At 51.5% G+C, this 21449-nt stretch carries 21 protein-coding genes; 13 read left to right on the plus strand and 8 right to left on the minus strand.

Annotation, left to right across the window (positions count from 1 at the left end; all coding sequences use genetic code 11):
- Positions 1-3 precede the first annotated feature (3 nt).
- The 7 genes from ydjY to ynjE all read left to right on the plus strand — a co-directional run bounded on the left by ydjY (position 4) and on the right by ynjE (position 6662).
- Positions 4-681 (plus strand): lipoprotein YdjY, encoded by a 678-nt coding sequence (gene ydjY / locus AACU19_RS06300; protein WP_105267332.1) that lies wholly within the window; start codon positions 4-6, stop codon positions 679-681.
- A gap of 14 nt (positions 682-695) precedes the next feature.
- Complete coding sequence (locus tag AACU19_RS06305; protein WP_000977148.1) at positions 696-1403, plus strand: TVP38/TMEM64 family protein; 708 nt, start codon at positions 696-698, stop codon at positions 1401-1403.
- Positions 1403-1951: a carboxymuconolactone decarboxylase family protein gene (locus tag AACU19_RS06310; RefSeq protein ID WP_000524080.1), complete on the plus strand. Its 549-nt coding sequence runs from the start codon at positions 1403-1405 to the stop codon at positions 1949-1951. Before AACU19_RS06305 ends, AACU19_RS06310 begins: the two co-directional genes overlap by 1 nt.
- A gap of 9 nt (positions 1952-1960) precedes the next feature.
- Positions 1961-3127 carry an ABC transporter substrate-binding protein gene (locus AACU19_RS06315; protein ID WP_039020749.1) on the plus strand — a complete coding sequence of 389 codons (1167 nt, stop codon included), beginning with the start codon at positions 1961-1963 and terminating at the stop codon, positions 3125-3127.
- Positions 3100-4635 carry an ABC transporter permease subunit gene (locus AACU19_RS06320; protein ID WP_032184377.1) on the plus strand — a complete coding sequence of 512 codons (1536 nt, stop codon included), beginning with the start codon at positions 3100-3102 and terminating at the stop codon, positions 4633-4635. Before AACU19_RS06315 ends, AACU19_RS06320 begins: the two co-directional genes overlap by 28 nt.
- Positions 4635-5288, plus strand: a complete 654-nt coding sequence (locus AACU19_RS06325; RefSeq protein ID WP_039020747.1) for an ATP-binding cassette domain-containing protein — start codon at positions 4635-4637, stop codon at positions 5286-5288. The genes AACU19_RS06320 and AACU19_RS06325 overlap by 1 nt, the downstream gene beginning before the upstream one ends.
- 66 nt (positions 5289-5354) lie before the next feature.
- Entirely contained in the window at positions 5355-6662 is a 1308-nt protein-coding gene (gene ynjE, locus AACU19_RS06330; protein ID WP_039020746.1) for a thiosulfate sulfurtransferase YnjE, read from the plus strand.
- Between the two features lie 8 nt (positions 6663-6670).
- Here ynjE and AACU19_RS06335 read toward each other — a convergent pair whose 3' ends face one another.
- The gene (locus tag AACU19_RS06335; protein WP_001353164.1) at positions 6671-7291 is read right to left on the minus strand and encodes a CDP-alcohol phosphatidyltransferase family protein; all 621 of its coding nucleotides are present in this window, start codon (positions 7289-7291) and stop codon (positions 6671-6673) included.
- 86 nt (positions 7292-7377) lie between these two features.
- On the opposite strand from AACU19_RS06335, the gene nudG reads away from it, so the two are divergent.
- Positions 7378-7785, plus strand: a complete 408-nt coding sequence (gene nudG / locus AACU19_RS06340) for a CTP pyrophosphohydrolase (RefSeq protein WP_039020745.1) — start codon at positions 7378-7380, stop codon at positions 7783-7785.
- Here the strand turns inward: nudG and AACU19_RS06345 are convergent.
- A complete protein-coding gene (locus AACU19_RS06345) occupies positions 7751-8023 on the minus strand; it encodes a YnjH family protein (RefSeq protein WP_039020744.1) in 273 nt (90 codons plus the stop codon). The two genes, nudG and AACU19_RS06345, sit on opposite strands and share 35 nt — an antisense overlap.
- 235 nt (positions 8024-8258) lie before the next feature.
- Between AACU19_RS06345 and gdhA the strand changes: the two genes are divergently transcribed.
- A complete protein-coding gene (gene gdhA / locus AACU19_RS06350; protein WP_000373043.1) occupies positions 8259-9602 on the plus strand; it encodes an NADP-specific glutamate dehydrogenase in 1344 nt (447 codons plus the stop codon).
- Between the two features lie 83 nt (positions 9603-9685).
- Here the strand turns inward: gdhA and topB are convergent, their stop codons facing one another.
- From topB to AACU19_RS06365, 3 genes are all read right to left on the minus strand, one after another.
- The gene (gene topB, locus AACU19_RS06355; RefSeq protein WP_105278824.1) at positions 9686-11641 is read right to left on the minus strand and encodes a DNA topoisomerase III; all 1956 of its coding nucleotides are present in this window, start codon (positions 11639-11641) and stop codon (positions 9686-9688) included.
- Between the two features lie 4 nt (positions 11642-11645).
- The gene (gene selD / locus AACU19_RS06360; protein WP_001295485.1) at positions 11646-12689 is read right to left on the minus strand and encodes a selenide, water dikinase SelD; all 1044 of its coding nucleotides are present in this window, start codon (positions 12687-12689) and stop codon (positions 11646-11648) included.
- Positions 12690-12805: 116 nt separating this feature from the next.
- Positions 12806-13357 carry an NAD(P)H nitroreductase gene (locus tag AACU19_RS06365; protein ID WP_000339269.1) on the minus strand — a complete coding sequence of 184 codons (552 nt, stop codon included), beginning with the start codon at positions 13355-13357 and terminating at the stop codon, positions 12806-12808.
- A 160-nt stretch (positions 13358-13517) separates the two neighbouring features.
- Here AACU19_RS06365 and sppA point away from each other — a divergent pair, with 160 nt between their 5' ends.
- From sppA to pncA, 4 genes are all read left to right on the plus strand, one after another.
- A complete protein-coding gene (gene sppA, locus AACU19_RS06370) occupies positions 13518-15374 on the plus strand; it encodes a signal peptide peptidase SppA (protein WP_088541829.1) in 1857 nt (618 codons plus the stop codon).
- A 115-nt stretch (positions 15375-15489) separates the two neighbouring features.
- Entirely contained in the window at positions 15490-16200 is a 711-nt protein-coding gene (locus AACU19_RS06375; protein WP_001030438.1) for an SIMPL domain-containing protein, read from the plus strand.
- Positions 16201-16331: 131 nt separating this feature from the next.
- Positions 16332-17348, plus strand: a complete 1017-nt coding sequence (gene ansA, locus AACU19_RS06380; RefSeq protein ID WP_001170162.1) for an asparaginase — start codon at positions 16332-16334, stop codon at positions 17346-17348.
- A 10-nt stretch (positions 17349-17358) separates the two neighbouring features.
- On the plus strand, positions 17359-18000 hold the full coding sequence (pncA, locus tag AACU19_RS06385; protein WP_105278825.1) for a bifunctional nicotinamidase/pyrazinamidase: 642 nt from the start codon (positions 17359-17361) through the stop codon (positions 17998-18000).
- Between the two features lie 92 nt (positions 18001-18092).
- Here the strand turns inward: pncA and AACU19_RS06390 are convergent, their stop codons facing one another.
- The 3 genes from AACU19_RS06390 to ydjG form a co-directional block, all read right to left on the minus strand.
- Entirely contained in the window at positions 18093-19451 is a 1359-nt protein-coding gene (locus AACU19_RS06390) for an MFS transporter (protein WP_000438819.1), read from the minus strand.
- Between the two features lie 117 nt (positions 19452-19568).
- Positions 19569-20327 carry a DeoR/GlpR family DNA-binding transcription regulator gene (locus AACU19_RS06395; RefSeq protein WP_000719088.1) on the minus strand — a complete coding sequence of 253 codons (759 nt, stop codon included), beginning with the start codon at positions 20325-20327 and terminating at the stop codon, positions 19569-19571.
- 136 nt (positions 20328-20463) lie between these two features.
- Positions 20464-21444 carry an NADH-dependent methylglyoxal reductase gene (gene ydjG / locus AACU19_RS06400; RefSeq protein ID WP_105278826.1) on the minus strand — a complete coding sequence of 327 codons (981 nt, stop codon included), beginning with the start codon at positions 21442-21444 and terminating at the stop codon, positions 20464-20466.
- Between the last annotated feature and the right edge of the window lie 5 nt (positions 21445-21449).

A 21449-nucleotide genomic window follows, 5' to 3' on the forward strand; every position in this document is an offset into this window, starting at 1 on the left:
ACGATGTTGCAACATTATTCAGCGTCATGGAAAAAAGGACTGGCTGCACTGTGTTTACTGGCCGTTGCCGGGCTTAGTGGCTGCGATCAAAAAGAGAATGCGGCAGCAAAAGTGGAATACGACGGGCTTTCAGACAGCCAACCACTGCGTGTCGATAACAATAACCATACGGTCACCATGCTGGTACAAATTAATGGCCGTTTCCTGACAGACGACACTCGACACGGCATAGTGTTTAAAGATGGCTCCAACGGACATAAATCGCTGTTTATGGGTTATGCGACCCCGAAAGCATTTTATGAAGCACTGAAACAAGCCGGTGGTATCCCGGGCGAAAACATGACCATGGAGAATAAAGAAACGACTCATGTAGCGGGCAGCAAACTGGATATTTCGGTCAACTGGCAAGGGGCAGCAAAAGCGTATTCATTCGATGAGGTGATTGTCGACAATAACGGTAAAAAACTGGACATGCGCTTTGGCGGTAATTTAGCCGCCGCAGAAGAGAAGAAAACGGGCTGCCTGGTATGTCTGGATAGCTGCCCGGTCGGCATCGTCAGCAATGCAACATACACTTATGGTGCGGTGGAAAAACGTGGTGAAGTGCAATTCAAAGGCAATGCCTCGGTTCTCCCGGCAGATAACACGCTGGCTACGGTTACCTTTAAAATCACCGAATAAAGCCACGATAAAGGATGATGAAGATGCAATCGCGTAAAATCTGGTACTACCGTATAACCCTCATCATCCTGTTGTTCGCTATGCTGCTGGCATGGGCACTGCTTCCCGGCGTCCATCAGTTTATCAATCGCAGCGTTGCGGCGTTTGCCGCCGTGGACCAACAGGGTATAGAACGCTTTATTCAGTCTTACGGCGCACTGGCAGCAGTTGTCTCGTTCATGTTGATGATTTTACAGGCCATTGCTGCACCGCTGCCTGCATTTTTGATCACCTTTGCCAATGCCTCGCTGTTCGGTGCGTTCTGGGGTGGCTTGCTGTCGTGGACCAGTTCGATGGCGGGCGCGGCGCTATGCTTTTTTATTGCCAGAGTGATGGGCCGCGAAGTGGTGGAAAAATTAACCGGTAAAACCGTGCTTGACAGTATGGACGGCTTTTTCACTCGCTACGGCAAACACACTATCCTGGTATGCCGGTTATTGCCTTTTGTCCCTTTCGATCCAATCAGCTATGCTGCCGGTTTGACGTCAATACGTTTTCGCTCGTTTTTTATCGCCACCGGGCTTGGTCAGTTACCGGCGACTATTGTTTATTCCTGGGCGGGCAGTATGTTAACGGGCGGTACCTTCTGGTTTGTCACCGGACTGTTTATTCTGTTTGCCCTGACCGTGGTGATTTTTATGGCGAAAAAAATATGGCTTGAACGCCAGAAGAGGAATGCCTGATGGGTTTACCGCCGCTTAGCAAAATTCCTTTCATTTTACGTCCGCAGGCGTGGCTGCATCGTCGCCATTACGGCGAGGTGCTAAGCCCCATTCGCTGGTGGGGGCGGATCCCGTTTATCTTTTATCTGGTGTCGATGTTTGTCGGTTGGCTGGAGCGTAAACGCTCACCGCTCGATCCGGTAGTGCGATCGCTTGTCAGCGCGCGCATTGCGCAAATGTGCCTGTGTGAGTTTTGCGTGGATATCACCAGTATGAAAGTCGCCGAGCGCACTGGCAGCACCGATAAACTGCTGGCAGTGGCTGACTGGCGGCAAAGCCCGCTCTTTAGCGATGAAGAACGGCTGGCGCTGGAGTACGCCGAAGCCGCCAGCGTAACGCCGCCAACGGTCGATGATGCCCTGCGTACCCGACTGGCTGCGCATTTTGACGCCCAGGCGCTCACCGAACTGACGGCATTGATCGGCCTGCAAAACCTGTCAGCCCGTTTTAATTCTGCCATGGACATTCCCGCTCAGGGGCTGTGCCGTATTCCTGAAAAACGTTCTTAAGGAGAGATGATGCGCCATTGTGGGTGGTTGCTGGGATTGTTATCGCTGTTTTCTCTGGCAACACATGCCAGTGACTGGCAGGAAGTTAAAAATGAGGCCAAAGGGCAAACCGTCTGGTTTAACGCCTGGGGCGGCGATACCGCAATTAACCGCTATCTCGACTGGGTTAGCGGCGAGATGAAAACCCATTATGATATAAACCTGAAGATTGTCCGCCTGGCGGATGCCGCAGACGCGGTGAAGCGCATTCAGACCGAAGCCGCAGCCGGGCGCGAGACAGGCGGTTCGGTGGATCTGCTCTGGGTGAACGGCGAAAACTTCCGCACCTTAAAAGAGGCCAATTTACTGCAAACCGGCTGGGCTGAGACTCTGCCAAACTGGCGCTATGTCGACACACAGCTGCCGGTGCGGGAAGATTTTTCAGTGCCTACAGAAGGGGCTGAATCGCCCTGGGGCGGCGCACAACTGACGTTTATCGCCCGCCGCGATGTTACGCCACTGCCACCACAAACACCGCAAGCCTTACTGGAATTCGCTAAAGCCAATCCTGGCACGGTTACCTATCCGCGCCCGCCAGACTTTACTGGCACCGCATTTCTTGAACAGTTACTGATTATGCTGACGCCAGATCCCGCAGCATTAAAAGAAGCGCCGAACGATGCGACTTTCGCCCGTATCACTGCGCCCTTGTGGCAATATCTTGATGCGCTGCATCCGTATCTATGGCGCGAAGGAAAGGATTTCCCACCTTCGCCCGCGCGGATGGATGCTCTGCTGAAAACTGGCACATTGCGCCTGTCGCTGACCTTTAATCCTGCACATGCCCAGCAAAAAATCGCCAGTGGCGATTTGCCGGCAAGCAGTTACAGTTTTGGTTTTAACGAGGGGATGATTGGCAACGTGCATTTTGTCACCGTTCCGGTCAACGCGAATGCCAGTGCTGCGGCGAAGGTGGTTGCCAATTTCCTGCTCTCACCTGATGCACAGCTGCGTAAGGCAGATCCTGCTGTCTGGGGCGATCCATCGGTTCTCGATCCACAAAAACTGCCTGACGGGCAGCGTGAAACATTGCAATCAAGAATGCCGCAGGATCTGCCGCCGGTACTGGCGGAACCGCATGCTGGCTGGGTAAATGCGCTGGAACAAGAATGGCTACGCCGTTACGGTACGCATTAATCTTGTTGCTGTGGGCGATGGTGGTGGTGATTTATGCACCGCTGATCCCGGCGGCGTTCACGCTGATATCGCCTGCTTTGTCGTTGGCACACTGGCAGGCGTTATTTGCCGATCCGCAGTTACCTCAGGCCTTACTGGCGACGCTGGTATCGACAACCATCGCGGCGGTCGGCGCTTTGTTTATTGCCCTGCTGGTGATAGTCGCGCTGTGGCCGGGGCCGAAATGGCCGCGTATGTGCGCCCGTCTGCCGTGGCTGCTCGCCATCCCACACGTGGCTTTTGCCGCGAGTGCTCTGCTGCTGTTTGCTGAAGGTGGCCTGGTTTATCAGGTTTTTCCTTTTCTCACTCCGCCGATGGATAAATTGGGTATTGGGCTGGGTCTTACCCTGGCGGTGAAAGAAAGCGCATTTCTGCTGTGGATCTTAGCGGCAGTATTGAGCGAGAAACGGCTGTTGCAGCAGGTTATTGTACTGGATTCGCTGGGCTACAGCCGCTGGCAATGTCTGAACTGGTTGTTGTTGCCCTCCGTCGCGCCTGCACTGGCAATGGCGATGCTGGCTATTGTGGCATGGTCGTTGTCGGTCGTGGATGTGGCAATTATTCTCGGGCCGGGTAATCCACCGACGCTGGCGGTAATTAGCTGGCAGTGGTTAACCCAAGGCGACGCCGATCAACAGATGAAAGGCGCACTCGCCAGCCTGCTGCTGATGCTGTTACTCGCCGTCTACGTTTTGCTGGGCTATTTACTTTGGCGCGCCTGGCAGTGCACCATTCCCCGCGTAGATGGCGTTCGTAAGCCCGCCACGCCTTTATTACCCGGCAATACACTGGCGAGTTTTTTACCCTTAACCGGTGTGCTGTGTGTGGTTCTGCTGGCGATCCTCGCGGATCAGTCGACGATCAATAGTGAAGCGCTCATCAACAGCCTGACAATGGGGCTGGTGGCGACGTTTATCGCTTTGGTCCTGTTACTGCTGTGGCTGGAATGGGGGGCAAAGCGTCGCCAGTTGTGGCTCTGGTTGCCCATTTTATTACCCGCTCTGCCGCTGGTGGCGGGCCAGTACATGCTGGCGCTATGGCTGAACATAGATGGGAGCTGGACAGCGGTGGTCTGGGGGCATCTGCTGTGGGTAATGCCGTGGATGCTGTTTATCCTGCAACCCGCCTGGCAGCGCATTGATTCACGGTTAATTTTGATTGCGCAAACACTGGGCTGGTCGCGGGCCAAAATCTTCTTTTACGTGAAATGCCCACTCATGTTGCGCCCTGCGCTGATTGCCTTCGCGGTAGGATTTTCAGTCAGTATTGCGCAGTATATGCCGACTCTGTGGCTGGGCGCGGGGCGTTTTCCGACGCTCACCACTGAAGCGGTGGCATTAAGCAGCGGCGGCAGCAACGGCATTCTCGCCGCCCAGGCTTTATGGCAACTACTGTTGCCGCTTATTATTTTTGCCCTGACCGCGTTAGTCGCAAAATGGGTAGGTTATGTCAGACAAGGACTCCGCTAATGCTCTGCGTGAAAAATGTTTCGCTACGTTTACCAGAAAGCCGCTTGCTGACAAACGTTAACTTTACGGTGGATAAAGGTGACATTGTCACGTTAATGGGGCCGTCTGGCTGTGGAAAATCTACACTGTTTTCATGGATGATTGGTGCGCTGGCCGGACAGTTTTCTTGTGCAGGTGAGCTATGGCTCAATGAGCAACGGATTGACATGCTACCCACCGCACAGCGTCAGATTGGCATTCTTTTCCAGGATGCACTGTTATTTGACCAGTTCAGCGTCGGGCAAAATTTACTGCTGGCGCTACCGGAGACACTTAAGGGGAATGCCCGACGTAATGCCGTGAATGATGCACTTGAGCGTTCAGGCCTTGACGGAGCTTTCCATCAGGATCCTGCCACTTTGTCTGGCGGTCAGCGAGCGCGCGTTGCTCTGCTACGCGCCCTTCTCGCCCAGCCAAAAGCGTTGCTACTGGATGAGCCGTTCAGCCGTCTTGATGTGGCTCTGCGCGATAATTTTCGCCAGTGGGTGTTCAGAGAAGTTCGCGAACTGGCGATCCCCGTCGTTCAGGTAACGCACGATCTCCAGGATGTTCCTGCTGATAGTTCTGTTCTGGATATGGCGCAGTGGTCAGAAAATTACAACAAACTGCGATAACGCAAAGTTTTTCCCAATGCGTCAGTTCAGAATGGCGCACTCAAAACTACAATGTCGGGATTTTCGATGAAACGTGTTTCTCAAATGACCGCGCTGGCAATGGCTTTAGGGCTGGCTTGCGCTTCTTCGTGGGCCGCTGAACTGGCGAAGCCTCTTGCTCTTGACCAGCTTCAACAACAAAATGGCAAAGCGATAGATACTCGCCCCAGCGCGTTTTATAACGGCTGGCCACAAACCTTAAATGGCCCTTCCGGTCATGAACCTGCCGCCTTAAACCTTTCTGCTAGCTGGCTCGACAAAATGAGCACCGAACAGCTCAACGCGTGGATCAAGCTACATAACCTGAAAACCGATGCTCCGGTGGCGCTGTACGGTAATGACAAAGATGTCAACGCCGTCAAAACGCGTCTGCAAAAAGCAGGCTTTACGCATATCTCCATTTTGAGTGACGCGCTAAGCGAACCTTCCCGTCTGCAAAAACTTCCGCACTTTGAGCAGCTGGTTTATCCACAATGGCTGCATGACCTGCAACAAGGAAAAGACGTTACAGCGAAACCTGCCGGTGACTGGAAAGTCATTGAAGCGGCCTGGGGCGCTCCTAAGCTTTACCTTATCAGCCATATTCCCGGCGCGGATTACATCGATACCAATGAAGTGGAAAGCGAACCGCTGTGGAATAAAGTCTCTGATGAGCAACTGAAAGCGATGCTGGCAAAGCATGGCATTCGTCATGACACCACGGTGATTCTATATGGTCGCGATGTATACGCAGCAGCGCGTGTAGCACAGATTATGCTCTATGCAGGGGTGAAAGATGTGCGCCTGCTGGACGGCGGCTGGCAAACCTGGTCCGACGCGGGACTGCCTGTTGAGCGCGGAACGCCACCGAAAGTGAAAGCTGAACCGGATTTCGGCGTGAAGATCCCGGCGCAACCGCAGTTGATGCTTGATATGGAACAGGCCCGTGGGCTGCTGCATCGCCAGGATGCATCGCTGGTCAGCATTCGTTCGTGGCCAGAATTTATCGGTACGACCAGTGGTTACAGCTATATTAAGCCAAAAGGTGAAATAGCCGGAGCCCGTTGGGGACACGCTGGTAGCGACTCGACGCATATGGAGGATTTCCATAACCCGGATGGCACCATGCGTAGCGCCGATGATATTGCCGCTATGTGGAAAGCATGGAATATCAAACCAGATCAGCAAGTTTCATTCTACTGCGGCACCGGCTGGCGCGCGTCCGAAACCTTTATGTACGCACGAGCAATGGGCTGGAATAACGTCTCCGTTTACGACGGCGGCTGGTACGAATGGAGCAGCGATCCGAAAAATCCCGTAGCAACCGGTGAGCGCGGCCCGGACAGCAGCAAATAACATTGCAATTACTGGCGCTGGAGCGACTTCAGCGTCAGATACCCACTCCACACCCGCGTAAAGGTCGTCATCCAGCACAACGCACCAAATACCCACGCAAACCACGGAAAATAAGCTGGCAAGAGGCAACTCAGAACAAACAGCAAAATCGTCTCGCTGCCTTCGGTTAACCCGCCCAGATAATAAAACGATTTATGCGCATAACCGGGATTATCAATCTGATGTTTCGCCGCCAGCGCAGCAAATGCGAGAAAACTGCTTCCCGTGCCAATAAACGCAAACAGCAGCCAGCCGCCTGCCAGCGCGTTTTGCTCCGGTGCGGCGAGGATAAAACCAAAAGGCACCAGTGCGTAAAAAAGAAAATCGAGAGAAATATCGAGAAAGCCACCCGCGTCGGTAAGTCCTCTTCGCCGCGCCAACGCGCCGTCCAGACCATCAAGCAGCCTGTTCAACAAAATGACGATTAGCGCCGCCAGATACCAGCCCAGCGCCAGAAACGGCAGTGCCAGCACGCCGATGGCAAATCCCACTAATGTTAAACCATCTGGCGTAATGCCGGGTTTATCCAGCACCTTCACACACTGATGCAACAAAGGTTTAATTCGGGGATGAAGATGGCGGTCTAACACAGGCACTCCTTAAATATAAAGCCTTTCTGATTGAGCAACAGTGCGGATATTATGGCATTTTTCGCTTATCTGCCCGTGTGTAATTTATGAATATGATTGAAGTTGTTGCCGCCATCATCGAACGTGATGGCAAAATTTTACTCGCTCAACGCCCCGCCCATAGCGATCAGGCGGGATTATGGGAGTTTGCCGGTGGTAAAGTCGAGCCGGATGAAAGCCAGCGGCAGGCGCTAGTGCGTGAGTTACGCGAAGAATTGGGCATCGAAGCAACTGTGGGTGAGTATGTTGCCAGCCATCAGCGAGAAGTGTCGGGGCGGATTATCCATCTTCATGCCTGGTACGTACCCCACTTCCACGGGACGTTACAGGCACATGAACATCAGGCGCTGGTCTGGTGCTCACCTGAAGAGGCTCTGCAATATCCGCTGGCCCCTGCTGACATTCCACTATTAAAGGCGTTTATGGCTTTACGCGCCGCCAGACCAGCGGATTAGTGCTAAGAGTTTTGTCATCCCGCTGGCATTGCAGCAGTATTCCTTCGGCTTTAATTACCGCCCCTTCAGAATAATTTTTATCCTGATAAACGCAGCACTGAGTACAGGGCTGCGCTGACTGCCCGCCTGAACTGAACACTTCTGGCGGTACGTTCACCTCCACGTCCGGACGATAATGCGGGTTAGCCAGTGCAATTAATGGAAATGCCAATGCTAGGGCGAACAATGCTCGACTCACAGGGAACTCCTTAACGTTTTTGTCTCTGCTACTGATAACGGTAGCCTGGCGGCAAAACTTTAGCGTCTGAGTTATCGCTTTTGGTTATGAGATTTCTCCCGTTATTAATTTGCTTTCGTGAGTCATTTTTTTCTTGCTTACCGTCACATTCTTGATGGTATAGTCGAAAACTGCAAAAACACATGACATAAACAACATAAGCATAATCGTATTAATATATAAGGGTTTTATATCTATGGATCAGACATATTCTCTGGAGTCATTCCTCAACCATGTCCAAAAGCGCGACCCGAATCAAACCGAGTTCGCGCAAGCCGTTCGTGAAGTAATGACCACACTCTGGCCTTTTCTTGAACAAAATCCAAAATATCGCCAAATGTCATTACTGGAGCGCTTGGTTGAGCCGGAGCGCGTGATCCAGTTTCGCGTGGTATGGGTTGACGATCGCAACCAGGTGCAGGTCAACCGTGCATGGCGCGTGCAGTTCAGCTCCGCCATCGGCCCGTACAAAGGTGGTATGCGCTTCCATCCGTCGGTAAACCTCTCCATTCTCAAATTCCTCGGCTTTGAACAAACCTTCAAAAATGCCCTGACAACTCTGCCGATGGGCGGTGGTAAAGGCGGCAGCGATTTCGACCCGAAAGGGAAAAGCGAAGGCGAAGTGATGCGGTTCTGCCAGGCGCTAATGACTGAACTGTATCGCCACCTGGGCGCAGATACCGACGTTCCGGCGGGCGATATCGGCGTTGGTGGTCGTGAAGTCGGCTTTATGGCGGGGATGATGAAAAAGCTCTCCAACAATACCGCCTGCGTCTTCACCGGTAAGGGGCTTTCTTTTGGCGGCAGTCTTATTCGCCCGGAAGCAACCGGCTACGGTCTGGTTTATTTCACAGAAGCAATGCTAAAACGCCACGGTATGGGTTTTGAAGGGATGCGCGTTTCCGTTTCTGGCTCCGGCAACGTCGCCCAATACGCTATCGAAAAAGCGATGGAATTTGGTGCTCGTGTGATCACTGCGTCAGACTCCAGTGGCACTGTCGTTGATGAAAGCGGATTCACGAAAGAGAAACTGGCGCGTCTTATCGAAATCAAAGCCAGCCGCGATGGTCGTGTGGCAGATTACGCCAAAGAATTTGGTCTGGTCTATCTCGAAGGCCAACAGCCGTGGTCTGTACCAGTTGATATCGCCCTGCCTTGCGCCACCCAGAACGAACTGGATGTTGACGCCGCGCATCAGCTTATCGCCAATGGCGTTAAAGCCGTCGCCGAAGGGGCGAATATGCCGACCACCATCGAAGCGACTGAACTGTTCCAGCAGGCAGGCGTACTGTTTGCACCGGGTAAAGCGGCTAATGCTGGCGGTGTAGCAACATCGGGCCTGGAAATGGCGCAAAACGCTGCGCGCCTGGGCTGGAAAGCCGAGAAAGTTGACGCACGTTTGCATCACATCATGCTGGATATCCACCATGCCTGTGTTGAGCATGGTGGTGAAGGTGAGCAAACCAACTACGTGCAGGGCGCGAACATTGCCGGTTTTGTGAAGGTTGCGGATGCGATGCTGGCGCAGGGGGTGATTTAAGTCATTAGCGCCGTTTCAGGCGTTTATGCCAGATGCGGCGTGAACGCCTTATCTGGCCTACGAAAACTGACTGCATCAGAGCATTACATTATCACTCCACTGCCCGCCTCTGCTGATGGCGGGCTTTTTTTCGCTGCTCGCTTACGGGGTGAAGTCTTTTTATTTCCTTCTCCGCCATCTGGAGCCACTATGCCGCGAAACTGCCGCACCGGCGTACGTTTGGCCTGATCAATCAACTGATACAGCGTCCCCACCAACGGTTGCATAAAGTCCTGATAGCGGCACTGCTTTTCGCTGATTTGCGTCAGCACCGATTCCCAGTGCGCGGTCATGTCCGGTCGCGTAGCCATTTCTGGCAGCGAATGGAATAACGCTTTTCCGGCGTCGGTGGAGTGGATATAGCGCCCTTTTTTGGTCAGAAAGCCACGCTTGAACAACAGTTCAATAATCCCGGCACGGGTTGCTTCTGTCCCCAGACCATCGGTGGCACGAAGGATCTTTTTCAGATCTTTGTCCTGCACAAAGCGCGCGATCCCGGTCATCGCCGAAAGCAGTGTTGCATCGGTAAAATGGCGCGGCGGCTGCGTTTGTCGCTCTACCACCTCACCTTTTTCACACAGTAACTCATCGCTTTTCGCCACCACAGGCAGTGGCGTGCCGTCGTTTTCTTCATCGCGCTCTTTGCTGCCTAACAGTGTGCGCCAGCCTGCTTCAGCAAGAAAACGGGCTTTAGCGACAAATTTGCCTTTGGCAATGTCCAGTTCGATAACACACTTGCGGAACACCGCATCCGGGCAGAACTGCATCAAATACTGACGGGCAATCAGGTTATAGACCTTCGCTTCGTTCTCCGTCAGGTTGATCGCAGAACTCCGTGCGGTCGGGATGATGGCGTGGTGCGCATCGACCTTTTTGTCATCCCAGCAGCGGTTGCGTATATCTGGATCTACCACTGGTTGCGGCAACAGATCCGGCGCATGGACGCTGATAGCATTCATCACCGCGTGGCGTCCGGCAAAATGTTCTTCTGGCAAATAGCGACAATCGGAACGCGGATAAGTGATTAACTTGTGCGTTTCGTACAGCTTCTGGCAAATATCAAGCACATTCTGCGCGCTCAGACCAAAGCGTTTAGCCGCTTCAATCTGCAACGCCGAAAGCGAAAACGGCAGCGGTGCGGATTCTGATTCCCGTTTATCGTTATAGCTGGTGACAATAGCCGGTTGGCCGCTGATGCGGTTGACCACATGCTCCGCCAGCGGACGATGTAACAAGCGCCCTTCTTCATCCTGATAAGGTTCACACGCTTCGCTCGGTTGCCAGATAGCGGTAAACCGCTCATCGGCAGGTGTCACGATATGCGCTTTGACTTCAAAGAAGTCTTTCGCCACGAAGTTTTCAATCTCTTCGTCGCGGCGCACTACCAGCCCGAGCACGGGCGTCTGCACGCGGCCCACGGAAAGCACGCCCTGATAACCGGCATTGCGACCGAGAATAGTATACGCACGGGTCATATTGATGCCGTACAGCCAGTCGGCACGCGCTCGCGCCAGCGCAGAAACGCACAGTGGTACAAACTCGCTATTGGAGCGAAGACGATCGATCGCCCGTTCAACCGCCTGCGGGTTCAGGTCGTTGATCAAGCAACGCTGCACCTGCTGGCGCTTTTCCGGTGCCAGTTGCAGGTAGTCCAGCACTTCATCTACCAGCAATTGCCCTTCTCGGTCCGGGTCACCGGCGTGAACGATTTCGCTGGCTTCATGCAGGAATCGTTTGATGACATTAAGTTGTTTAGTCACGGAGGGTCGGGGCTGTAATTGCCACTTTTCCGGGACAATCGGCAAATCCGCAAGATTCCAGCGCGCATAGCGGCTGTCGTAGGCGTCTGGCTGCGCTTGCTCAAGCAGGTGACCGATACACCAGGTCACCACCTGACCATTGCCGCACTCGATAAAGCCATCGCCTTTCCGGTGCGGTTTGGGCAGGACATCAGCAATGGCGCGCGCCAGACTCGGTTTTTCGGCAATAAACAACCGCATCGACTTAACGAATCTCAACCATGGCACGACCGCCGCGCGCTGGCACCAGTTCGCCAATCGCCGTCAGTTCAATGCCAAACTCGGCGGCTGTAGCTTTGACCTCATTTTCTGCTTCCGGCATGACCGCCAGCAGCAGACCGCCAGAAGTTTGCGGATCGCACAGCAGATCGCGCACTTCACGCGGCATTTCACCCATCAGATGCCCATAGCTGGCAAAGTTACGTTCGGTGCCGCCAGGCACTGCGCCCAACTTAATGTACTCTTCAACCCCCGGCAGTTTCGGGATCGCTTCATAGTCGACTCGCGCCTGCACACCAGCACCCTGACACATTTCGCTCAAATGCCCCAGCAGACCAAAACCAGTCACGTCAGTCATCGCTTTTACGCCTTCGATGTTGGCAAAGGACGCGCCTGCGATGTTCATCCGGCACATCACTTCCGTCGCTAGTCCCTGATGTTCTGGTTTCAGCAGTGATTTTTTCTCAGCCGTAGTAAGAACGCCAATTCCCAGCGGTTTCGTCAGGAACAGTTTGCATCCGGCTTGTGCAGTACTGTTTTTCTTCACCCGCTCGGTCGGTACGATCCCCGTTACCGCCAGACCAAAAATCGGCTCCGGCGCATCGATGGAGTGACCGCCAGCCAGCGCAATACCCGCCTGACGGCATGCATAGCGTCCACCTTCGGTTACTTCGCGGGCAATTTCAGGGGAAAGTTTGTTAATAGGCCAGCCGAGGATCGCAATCGCCATAATCGGTTTGCCACCCATCGCGAAGATATCGCTGATGGCGTTAGTCGCCGCAATGCGGCCAAAATCGAAAGGATTATCAACGATCGGCATAAAGAAGTCGGTGGTACTGATAACGCTGGTGCCATTGCCCAGATCGTACACCGCCGCATCGTCGCGGGTTTCATTACCCACAAGCAAATTCGGATCAACAAACTTCGCCTGCTCACTGTGCAGGATGGTTTCCAACACTTTTGGGGAAATTTTACAGCCGCAACCTGCACCGTGGCTGTATTGGGTCAAACGAATCGAGTTCTCGCTCATGGACATCTCCTGTCAATGCAATCCGGGTATGGTAACCCTCATTCCATGAAGTGATAAGTGAGAGTGTCTGAATTCCTGCGCCTTTGCTCACAATCCAGACAGTTTCGCGACAATTATCAGAAATAAGTCACAAACGGCGTCGGGTCCGGAACGTTTATCGATGTAGATGCTTTCAACTGCGGCGTACCAAGGTAGAGAAAACCGACAATTTTATCCTGCTCACGGCAACCGAATGCTTCACGCACTACCGGACTTTCAGTTAATGCGCCACTGCGCCAGATGCCGCCAAACCCCTGGGCAACTGCTGCCATTTGCATCGCCATGACCGCACATCCCGCAGACATTTCCTGTTCCCAGCGCGGGACTTTATGATTTTCTTCGCATTTTGCCACCACCGTTATGATGAGCGGTGCGCGGAACGGCGCATTACGCGCTTTGTCGATAGCTTTGTCATCACTACCGGCAGCAATCGCCCCCTGTTCCAATAATGCGCTGAAACGCTCGCGTCCTTCCCCTTCAATCACAAAAAAATGCCACGGTTGCATGGACTTATGGTCCGGCGCACGCATACCCGCACGCAGGATGTTTTGCAGTTGTTCACCCGTTGGCGCGGGTTCAGCCAGGCGGGAGGCGCTACGGCGATTGATCAATAGTTCGAGTGCATCCATTTGATTAACTCCTGTCATGATATTTATTCACAAAATTAACACGAGAGTGGATTTTGTTACAGCACAGTCCGCAATTCCTGCTGACAAGTGCCGGTTGGGTCATTACGATAACCACATCTATTGCGCCTGTGACAGGTGTGACCTTAAGTTGGGAGAATACATGCGAACCCTTTGGCGATTTATTGCCGGATTTTTTAAATGGACGTGGCGTCTGCTGAATTTCGTCCGTGAAATGGTACTTAACCTGTTCTTTATTTTTCTCGTACTGGTTGGTGTGGGGATCTGGATGCAGGTCAGTGGTGGTGATTCGAAAGAAACGGCCAGTCGTGGCGCGCTGCTGCTGGACATATCTGGTGTAATCGTCGATAAACCCGACAGTTCTCAGCGGTTTAGTAAGCTAAGCCGCCAGCTGCTTGGTGCCAGTTCCGATCGTCTGCAGGAAAACTCACTGTTTGATATCGTCAACACCATTCGCCAGGCGAAGGACGACCGCAATATCACCGGTATCGTGATGGATCTGAAAAACTTCGCAGGCGGCGACCAGCCGTCTATGCAGTACATCGGCAAAGCCCTGAAAGAGTTTCGTGACAGCGGGAAACCAGTTTATGCCATAGGCGAGAACTACAGCCAGGGGCAATATTATCTCGCCAGTTTCGCTAACAAAATTTGGCTATCTCCGCAAGGCGTGGTGGATCTGCACGGTTTTGCTACCAACGGTCTGTACTACAAATCGTTACTGGATAAGCTGAAAGTTTCCACTCATGTGTTCCGCGTGGGTACGTATAAATCTGCCGTTGAGCCGTTTATTCGTGATGATATGTCACCAGCAGCCCGCGAAGCTGACAGCCGCTGGATTGGTGAGTTGTGGCAAAACTATCTGAATACTGTTGCCGCTAACCGTCAGATCCCTGCTCAGCAGGTATTCCCTGGTGCGCAAGGGTTGCTTGAGGGTTTAACCAAAACAGGTGGCGATACCGCGAAATATGCGCTGGAAAACAAGCTGGTCGATGCACTGGCATCAAGTGCCGAAATCGAAAAAGCGCTGACCAAAGAGTTCGGCTGGAGTAAGACTGATAAAAATTATCGCGCCATCAGTTATTACGATTACGCATTGAAAACGCCGGCAGATACCGGTGACAGCATCGGTGTCGTCTTCGCGAATGGCGCAATTATGGATGGCGAGGAAACTCAGGGGAATGTTGGCGGTGATACCACTGCGGCACAAATCCGCGACGCTCGCCTTGACCCGAAAGTGAAAGCGATTGTTCTGCGTGTTAATAGCCCTGGCGGCAGCGTTACCGCCTCTGAAGTGATTCGCGCTGAACTGGCAGCAGCCAGGGCAGCGGGTAAGCCTGTGGTTGTATCGATGGGCGGCATGGCGGCATCTGGTGGTTACTGGATTTCCACGCCAGCTAATTACATTGTGGCTAACCCCAGCACCCTGACCGGTTCTATCGGTATCTTCGGCGTGATCACTACCGTAGAAAATAGTTTGGATTCGATTGGTGTTCATACCGATGGCGTCTCAACTTCACCGCTGGCGGATGTTTCTATCACCAAGGCACTGCCGCCGGAAGCGCAGCAGATGATGCAGTTAAGCATTGAGAATGGCTATAAACGCTTTATCACGCTGGTTGCTGATGCGCGTCATTCGACGCCGGAGCAGATTGATAAAATCGCCCAGGGCCACGTCTGGACCGGTCAGGATGCAAAAGCTAACGGGCTGGTCGATAGTCTCGGGGATTTCGATGATGCGGTTGCCAAAGCAGCAGAGCTGGCAAAAGTGAAACAGTGGCATCTGGAATACTACGTTGATGAACCGACCTTCTTCGACAAAGTGATGGACAATATGTCTGGTTCTGTCCGGGCAATGTTGCCAGATGCGTTCCAGGCCATGTTACCTGCACCGCTGGCCTCGGTAGCCTCTACCGTTAAAAGTGAAAGCGACAAGCTGGCAGCGTTTAACGACCCACAAAACCGTTATGCGTTTTGCCTGACCTGCGCCAACGTGCGTTAAATCCTGCAAAAATGTGGCCGATATGCTGTCGGCCACACTCCTGAATCGGACTGTCTTTCACTCCCTCTCTCCACTACATTCCCTTGCTCATTTAGCATCTGATATGGAGTCATCAGTGAATAAGGCCCCCTCTTTAATTGCCGCTATCGTCCTCGGACTGGGGATTAGCGCCTGTGGTTATTTTGTTGGCGATGGTGTTAAACATTTAAAAACCAATAACCGTTATGTAAATGTGCGTGGGCTTTCTGAAAAAGAAGTTCGCGCAGATACGGCAGAATTAACAATTGCGATTAACTTTAAGGGTAATATTCCCGGCGAACTGTTCCCGAAACTGGAAGACGCGCAGAAAAAAATTGTTGCCGAACTCAATGCTCAGGGGATTAACGAGAAAGAGATAACCCTGGGCCAATGGACAAGCAAGCGAACAGATTCCTTTTATCTGAAAGATGATCCCACAATGCCACGCTATAACGCAGACGGGTCAGTGACGATAAAAACCCATAATGTTGCTGCTGTCGAAAAAGTCGTCGCGAAATTAAACGAACTGCAAGTCGCTACGGAGGGCGCTATCGCTGAGAGCAAAGTCGCCTATCGCTTTAATGGTATTGGCGCACTGCGCGCTGAGATGATTGCCGCCGCCACCAAAGATGCACGCAACGCAGCATTACAATTTGCAACGGACTCAGGTAGCCAGGTGGGGTCAATTAGCGATGCCTCACAAGGCGTGTTCCAGATCTTCGCCAGTGGCAGTGATGAAGATGATCCTACGGCGATTAATAAAACGGTACGCGTAGTCACCACCGTAACCTATGCGTTGCAGGATTAACCACTTTTCTCCGGCGGGACACTAATCCCTCCGTTCTGCCGGACTTTTCTCATATCCACAGAGTATCCAGGTGCGCTCGCTGCCCCTCACGTATATACTTTTGCTCTTTCGATATCATTCATATCAATATCATGCAAAAGAAATCAATTTACGTCGCCTACACGGGCGGGACCATCGGGATGCAGCGTTCCGAGCAGGGTTATATTCCGGTGTCAGGTCATCTACAACGCCAACTGGCGCTGATGCCGGAATTCCATCGCCCGGAGATGCCAGATTTCACCATTCATGAATATACGCCGCTGATGGACTCTTCAGATATGACGCCAGAAGACTGGCAGCATATTGCTGAAGATATTAAAGCGCATTATGACGACTATGATGGTTTTGTCATTCTGCACGGCACCGACACGATGGCGTATACCGCCTCTGCGCTGTCGTTCATGCTCGAGAATCTCGGTAAACCGGTCATTGTGACAGGGTCACAAATCCCGCTGGCTGAGTTACGCTCTGACGGACAAATTAATCTGCTGAATGCGTTGTACGTTGCGGCGAATTATCCTATCAACGAAGTAACTCTCTTTTTTAATAATCGACTTTATCGTGGCAACCGTACCACCAAAGCCCATGCCGATGGTTTTGATGCGTTTGCTTCTCCAAACCTTCCTCCGTTACTGGAAGCAGGTATCCATATTCGTCGTTTGAATACGCCACCCGCCCCGCACGGTGAAGGGGAATTGATCGTTCATCCAATCACCCCACAACCGATTGGCGTAGTGACGATTTATCCAGGGATTTCTGCTGACGTCGTGCGCAATTTTCTGCGCCAACCGGTGAAAGCATTGATTCTGCGCTCATATGGCGTGGGTAATGCGCCACAAAACAAAGCCTTCCTGCAAGAATTACAAGAAGCCAGCGATCGCGGTATTGTGGTGGTCAACCTGACACAATGTATGTCCGGTAAAGTGAACATGGGGGGTTATGCCACCGGTAACGCCCTCGCCCATGCCGGCGTTATTGGCGGTGCAGATATGACTGTAGAAGCCACGCTAACCAAACTGCATTACCTGCTTAGCCAGGAACTGGATACTGAAACCATTCGCAAGGCCATGAGCCAAAACCTGCGCGGCGAACTGACGCCGGATGATTAAGGAGACTGCAATGCCCCCTCGCGCCCTGTTACTGGTCGATTTACAAAATGATTTCTGTGCTGGTGGCGCGCTCGCCGTGCCGGAAGGTGACAGTACGGTGGATGTCGCTAACCGCCTGATTGACTGGTGTCAGTCGCGCGGTGAAGCGGTTATCGCCAGTCAAGACTGGCACCCGGCGAATCACGGCAGTTTTGCCAGTCAGCACGGTGTAGAGCCTTATACGCCAGGCCAACTCGACGGTTTGCCACAAACCTTCTGGCCAGATCACTGTGTGCAGAACAGTGAAGGCGCACAATTACATCCGTTACTGAACCAAAAAGCGATCGCAGCGGTGTTCCATAAAGGCGAAAATCCTTTAGTTGACAGTTACAGTGCCTTTTTTGATAACGGCCGTCGGCAGAAAACCACGCTCGATGACTGGTTACGCGATCATGAAATCGATGAATTGATCATTATGGGCCTGGCTACTGACTATTGCGTGAAGTTTACCGTGCTGGACGCGTTACAGTTAGGTTATAAGGTTAATGTGATTACCGATGGTTGTCGTGGCGTGAATATCCAGCCACAGGACAGTGCGCACGCGTTTATGGAGATGTCAGCAGCTGGGGCAACGCTATATACGCTGGCAGACTGGGAAAAGACGCAGGAGTAATTTTATGCTGGCCTACAATTCTGTACTGCCATTGTAGGCCAGATAAAACACGTCAGTGGTACATCTGGCAATTGACGCCATCAACGAAAGATTTAATTCACCTCAGAAATCTCTTCCAGCGACACCTTCCGCGTTTCGATGCCAAAAATGGAGAGAACCAGCGCGCAGAGCACTAGCATCACACCAAGCACAATAAACACCGTGATTGACCCATAATGTGTTAATAATGCCGCAACGCCATAGGGCGTGAAGACTGCGACGATCCGTCCGACGGCATTAACGAAACCCGAACCACGCAAGCGTAAATGCGTTGGCCAAAGTTCCGGTATATAAACCGCCGACGCGAAGCAAACATACATGTACAAAAAGAAGATCATCACCAGGCCATAGATTAAAATCGCCCACTCTGTAGTCTGAATTGAATAGATATAGCCTAACACGGCAATAATAATAAGTAAGGCGGAGCCAAATAATCGACGAGGAAAATGATCAATAATTAATGCCGCAATAAATATACCTACCGGAGCGCCAATCATAATAACAGCAGTCATTAATATTGATTTATCAACATCAATGCCGGAGTTAACAAATATGGTCGGTATCCATACGGTGATGGTATAAAGTGAAATGTTCATTGCAATTAAAACAGTAATCGCGACTAATGTACGTCGTAACATTTCCCCTTTAAACAGCAGCCAGAAAGTACCATTGATTACGTTAGCCTTGCTGTTGCTCTGATTCAAAGTAAGCGGGGGTAAACGAACACTCTTCTCTCTTTCAATTTGCTGCTCTACTTCACGAAGTTGGCTTTCTGCACCTGCGATTTGTCCTTTCCCCGCCAACCATCGAGGCGACTCAATAAAGTATTTACCTGAGAGAAACCAGGCTAACAGTATGCCAATACCACCCAGCAGAAACATTATCCGCCAACTAAAAAAAGCGATAACCACCACGCCTATCGCCGCAGACAGCATGGGCGACCAGTTACCGACAAATGACAGCCGCGCGGACCATTTTCCACGCACCGTCGCGGGGATAAACTCCGTAAACGAAGCATAGCCAACCATAATCAGCGCCCCCATTCCTGTGCCCATCAGGAAGCGAAAGAAAATGAGCCAGTACATATCAGGGACAAAAGCGGCCCCTGTTGCCGCAATACCGACGATGAGAAGATTTATGCGAAAAGCCCTGCGCCGCCCAAAATAATCACCGATGAACCCACCGGTAAGAGAGCCGATGAAATAACCAAACATTAATGCCGAGGTAAAGGCGGCATTGAGGAAATTATTTGACCATCCATTGCTTACCAGCTTTGCTAAAACAACATTGCCTGAATAACTCAAAAAACCCGTTAATAACAGACTAAAGCTTATAATACCAAATATACGATAATGAAACCGGGCCAAAGGCAAGCGGTCCAGTCTTGCGCCAATTTGATCATATTGTTCCATTAGGTGCCTCGGATTTGCTAAAAAGGTAGCAATTGCGGCAAATTCACTTGCCGCATCTTTATCATCATTTTATTTTCCAGGCGCAGGAACAAATAATATTGACAACGTGTGCTTAAATTACCACACCAGCTGGATATTATTGTCTTTGCAAAATGCTATCCACTCTGCACCCGGTGATTTATCAGTTATTATGTAATTAATATGACTAAAGTCAGCTAACTGGACAAAAGCTTTGCGATCAAACTTAGAGTGATCAACCAATAACGCAACTTCTGTCGCCTGACGGATCATTGTCTTTTTGATTTCAGCTTCCGCTTCGTTAGAGTCCAGCGCGCCGCTGTTAATATCAAGACCTTTACAACTCATTACCATGATATCGACATGGTAGCGGCTGATGATCTCTTTAGTAATTCTTCCTTGCAGGGAAAGTGTATTTTTGTTTAGTTCCCCCCCCGTTGAAACGACTTTAATTTCTGATTGAGCCAGAACATGAATCGCTTCCGCCGAGTTAGTTAGCAACGTCAGGTCACTACGGTCCTGCAACAATTTGAGCAATTCCATAACGGTACTACTGGAATCGGCTGCCATAGTGGTTTTATTGTCGATAAAGGGTAGTGCCTTGCGTGCAATAAGCTGCTTCTCTTCATAAAACGATGAAGCGCGCTTATAAAAATGGATATTCTCCGTCAACATCGCTGTATTTAAAACAGCACCACCATAGGTTCTGGTCAAAAAGCCTTCATCTTCCAGCTTCTCAAGATCGCGGCGAATGGTTTCTTCGGTTACCTGAAAAATCCCACTCAAATTTGAGACTGTCACCTTTTTATCGTTGGCAACCATTTGCTTAATTGCCTGAATCCTGTCTTTTGCCGCCACGATTACACCCCTGTATCTTTTTACATCACATTAGCACGATTATCGCATAACCGATGTTTACTTTCAAAATAACCTGTTTGAATCACAGATTTTCATCACAGTTTTCACAGAAACAGAGGTGAATCGTGTTGAGTATTTAACGCTCCAGGGCCTCTGCCATTTCCCTCATCAATGTTGCGTCTGCATCCGATAAGTTGATATTCAGTGCCGCGACATTTTCACGTACCTGTTCCGGCGCAGTAGCCCCACTAAGAATGGAGATTAAATCACTCTGTTTTAATATCCACGCCAGTGCCAGAGTGGGAATTGTGCACTGATAACGAGCACAGAGTGGCTGCCACTGTTCAAGCATATCAATCACTTTCAGCATGTTTTCACGCTGGAACCAGACTTTATTTGCCCGAGCGCCGCCCGGAACGTAATCACGAGTGATGGTACCGGTCAACAATCCCTGCTCTAGCGGGGAATAAACCTGTACCACAATGCCATTATCACGACATAGCGGCAGCAGTTCGCTTTCCATTGCCCGGTCGAGGATACTGTATTTCGCCTGAATAATATCCAGTTCACCATATTGCAGATACTCGCGGATATGGTCAGCATCGACGTTAGCAGCGCCTATAGCGCGAATTTTCCCTTCGGCCTTTAACTCATTGAGCACTGCGACAGTTTCAGCTATCGGCGTAAAAAATGGCGGCACCGACTGCCAGTGCGTCATGTAGATATCGATGTAATCAATACCCAGACGTTGCAAGCTGGCTTCTACCTCTTCGCGGATAGATTCCGGGGAAAGGTTTTTATACAACTGCCGATCGCCAACTTTGTTGAATAAACTCCCTTTTCGTTCCCAGACAATGCCGCATTTGGTTTCTACTAAAACCTGTTCACGGGGCAGTTTTTTTAACGCCTGACCGACGATAACTTCACTATTGCCAAAGTTATATCCTGGCGCAGTATCAATCAGGTTAATGCCGCAACGATGGGCTTCAAGAATCGTATCAATACATATTTGCCGATCGAGATCGCCATTCCATGCAGGACCGCCGCCAATGGCCCATGTCCCCAACCCCATTCGCGAAAGCGTTATATCCGTTGTGCCTAAAGGTATCTTTTTCATTTGCC

Origin of the sequence: Escherichia sp. MOD1-EC4550, assembly GCF_963876935.1 — a bacterium.
GTDB lineage: Bacteria > Pseudomonadota > Gammaproteobacteria > Enterobacterales > Enterobacteriaceae > Escherichia > Escherichia coli_F.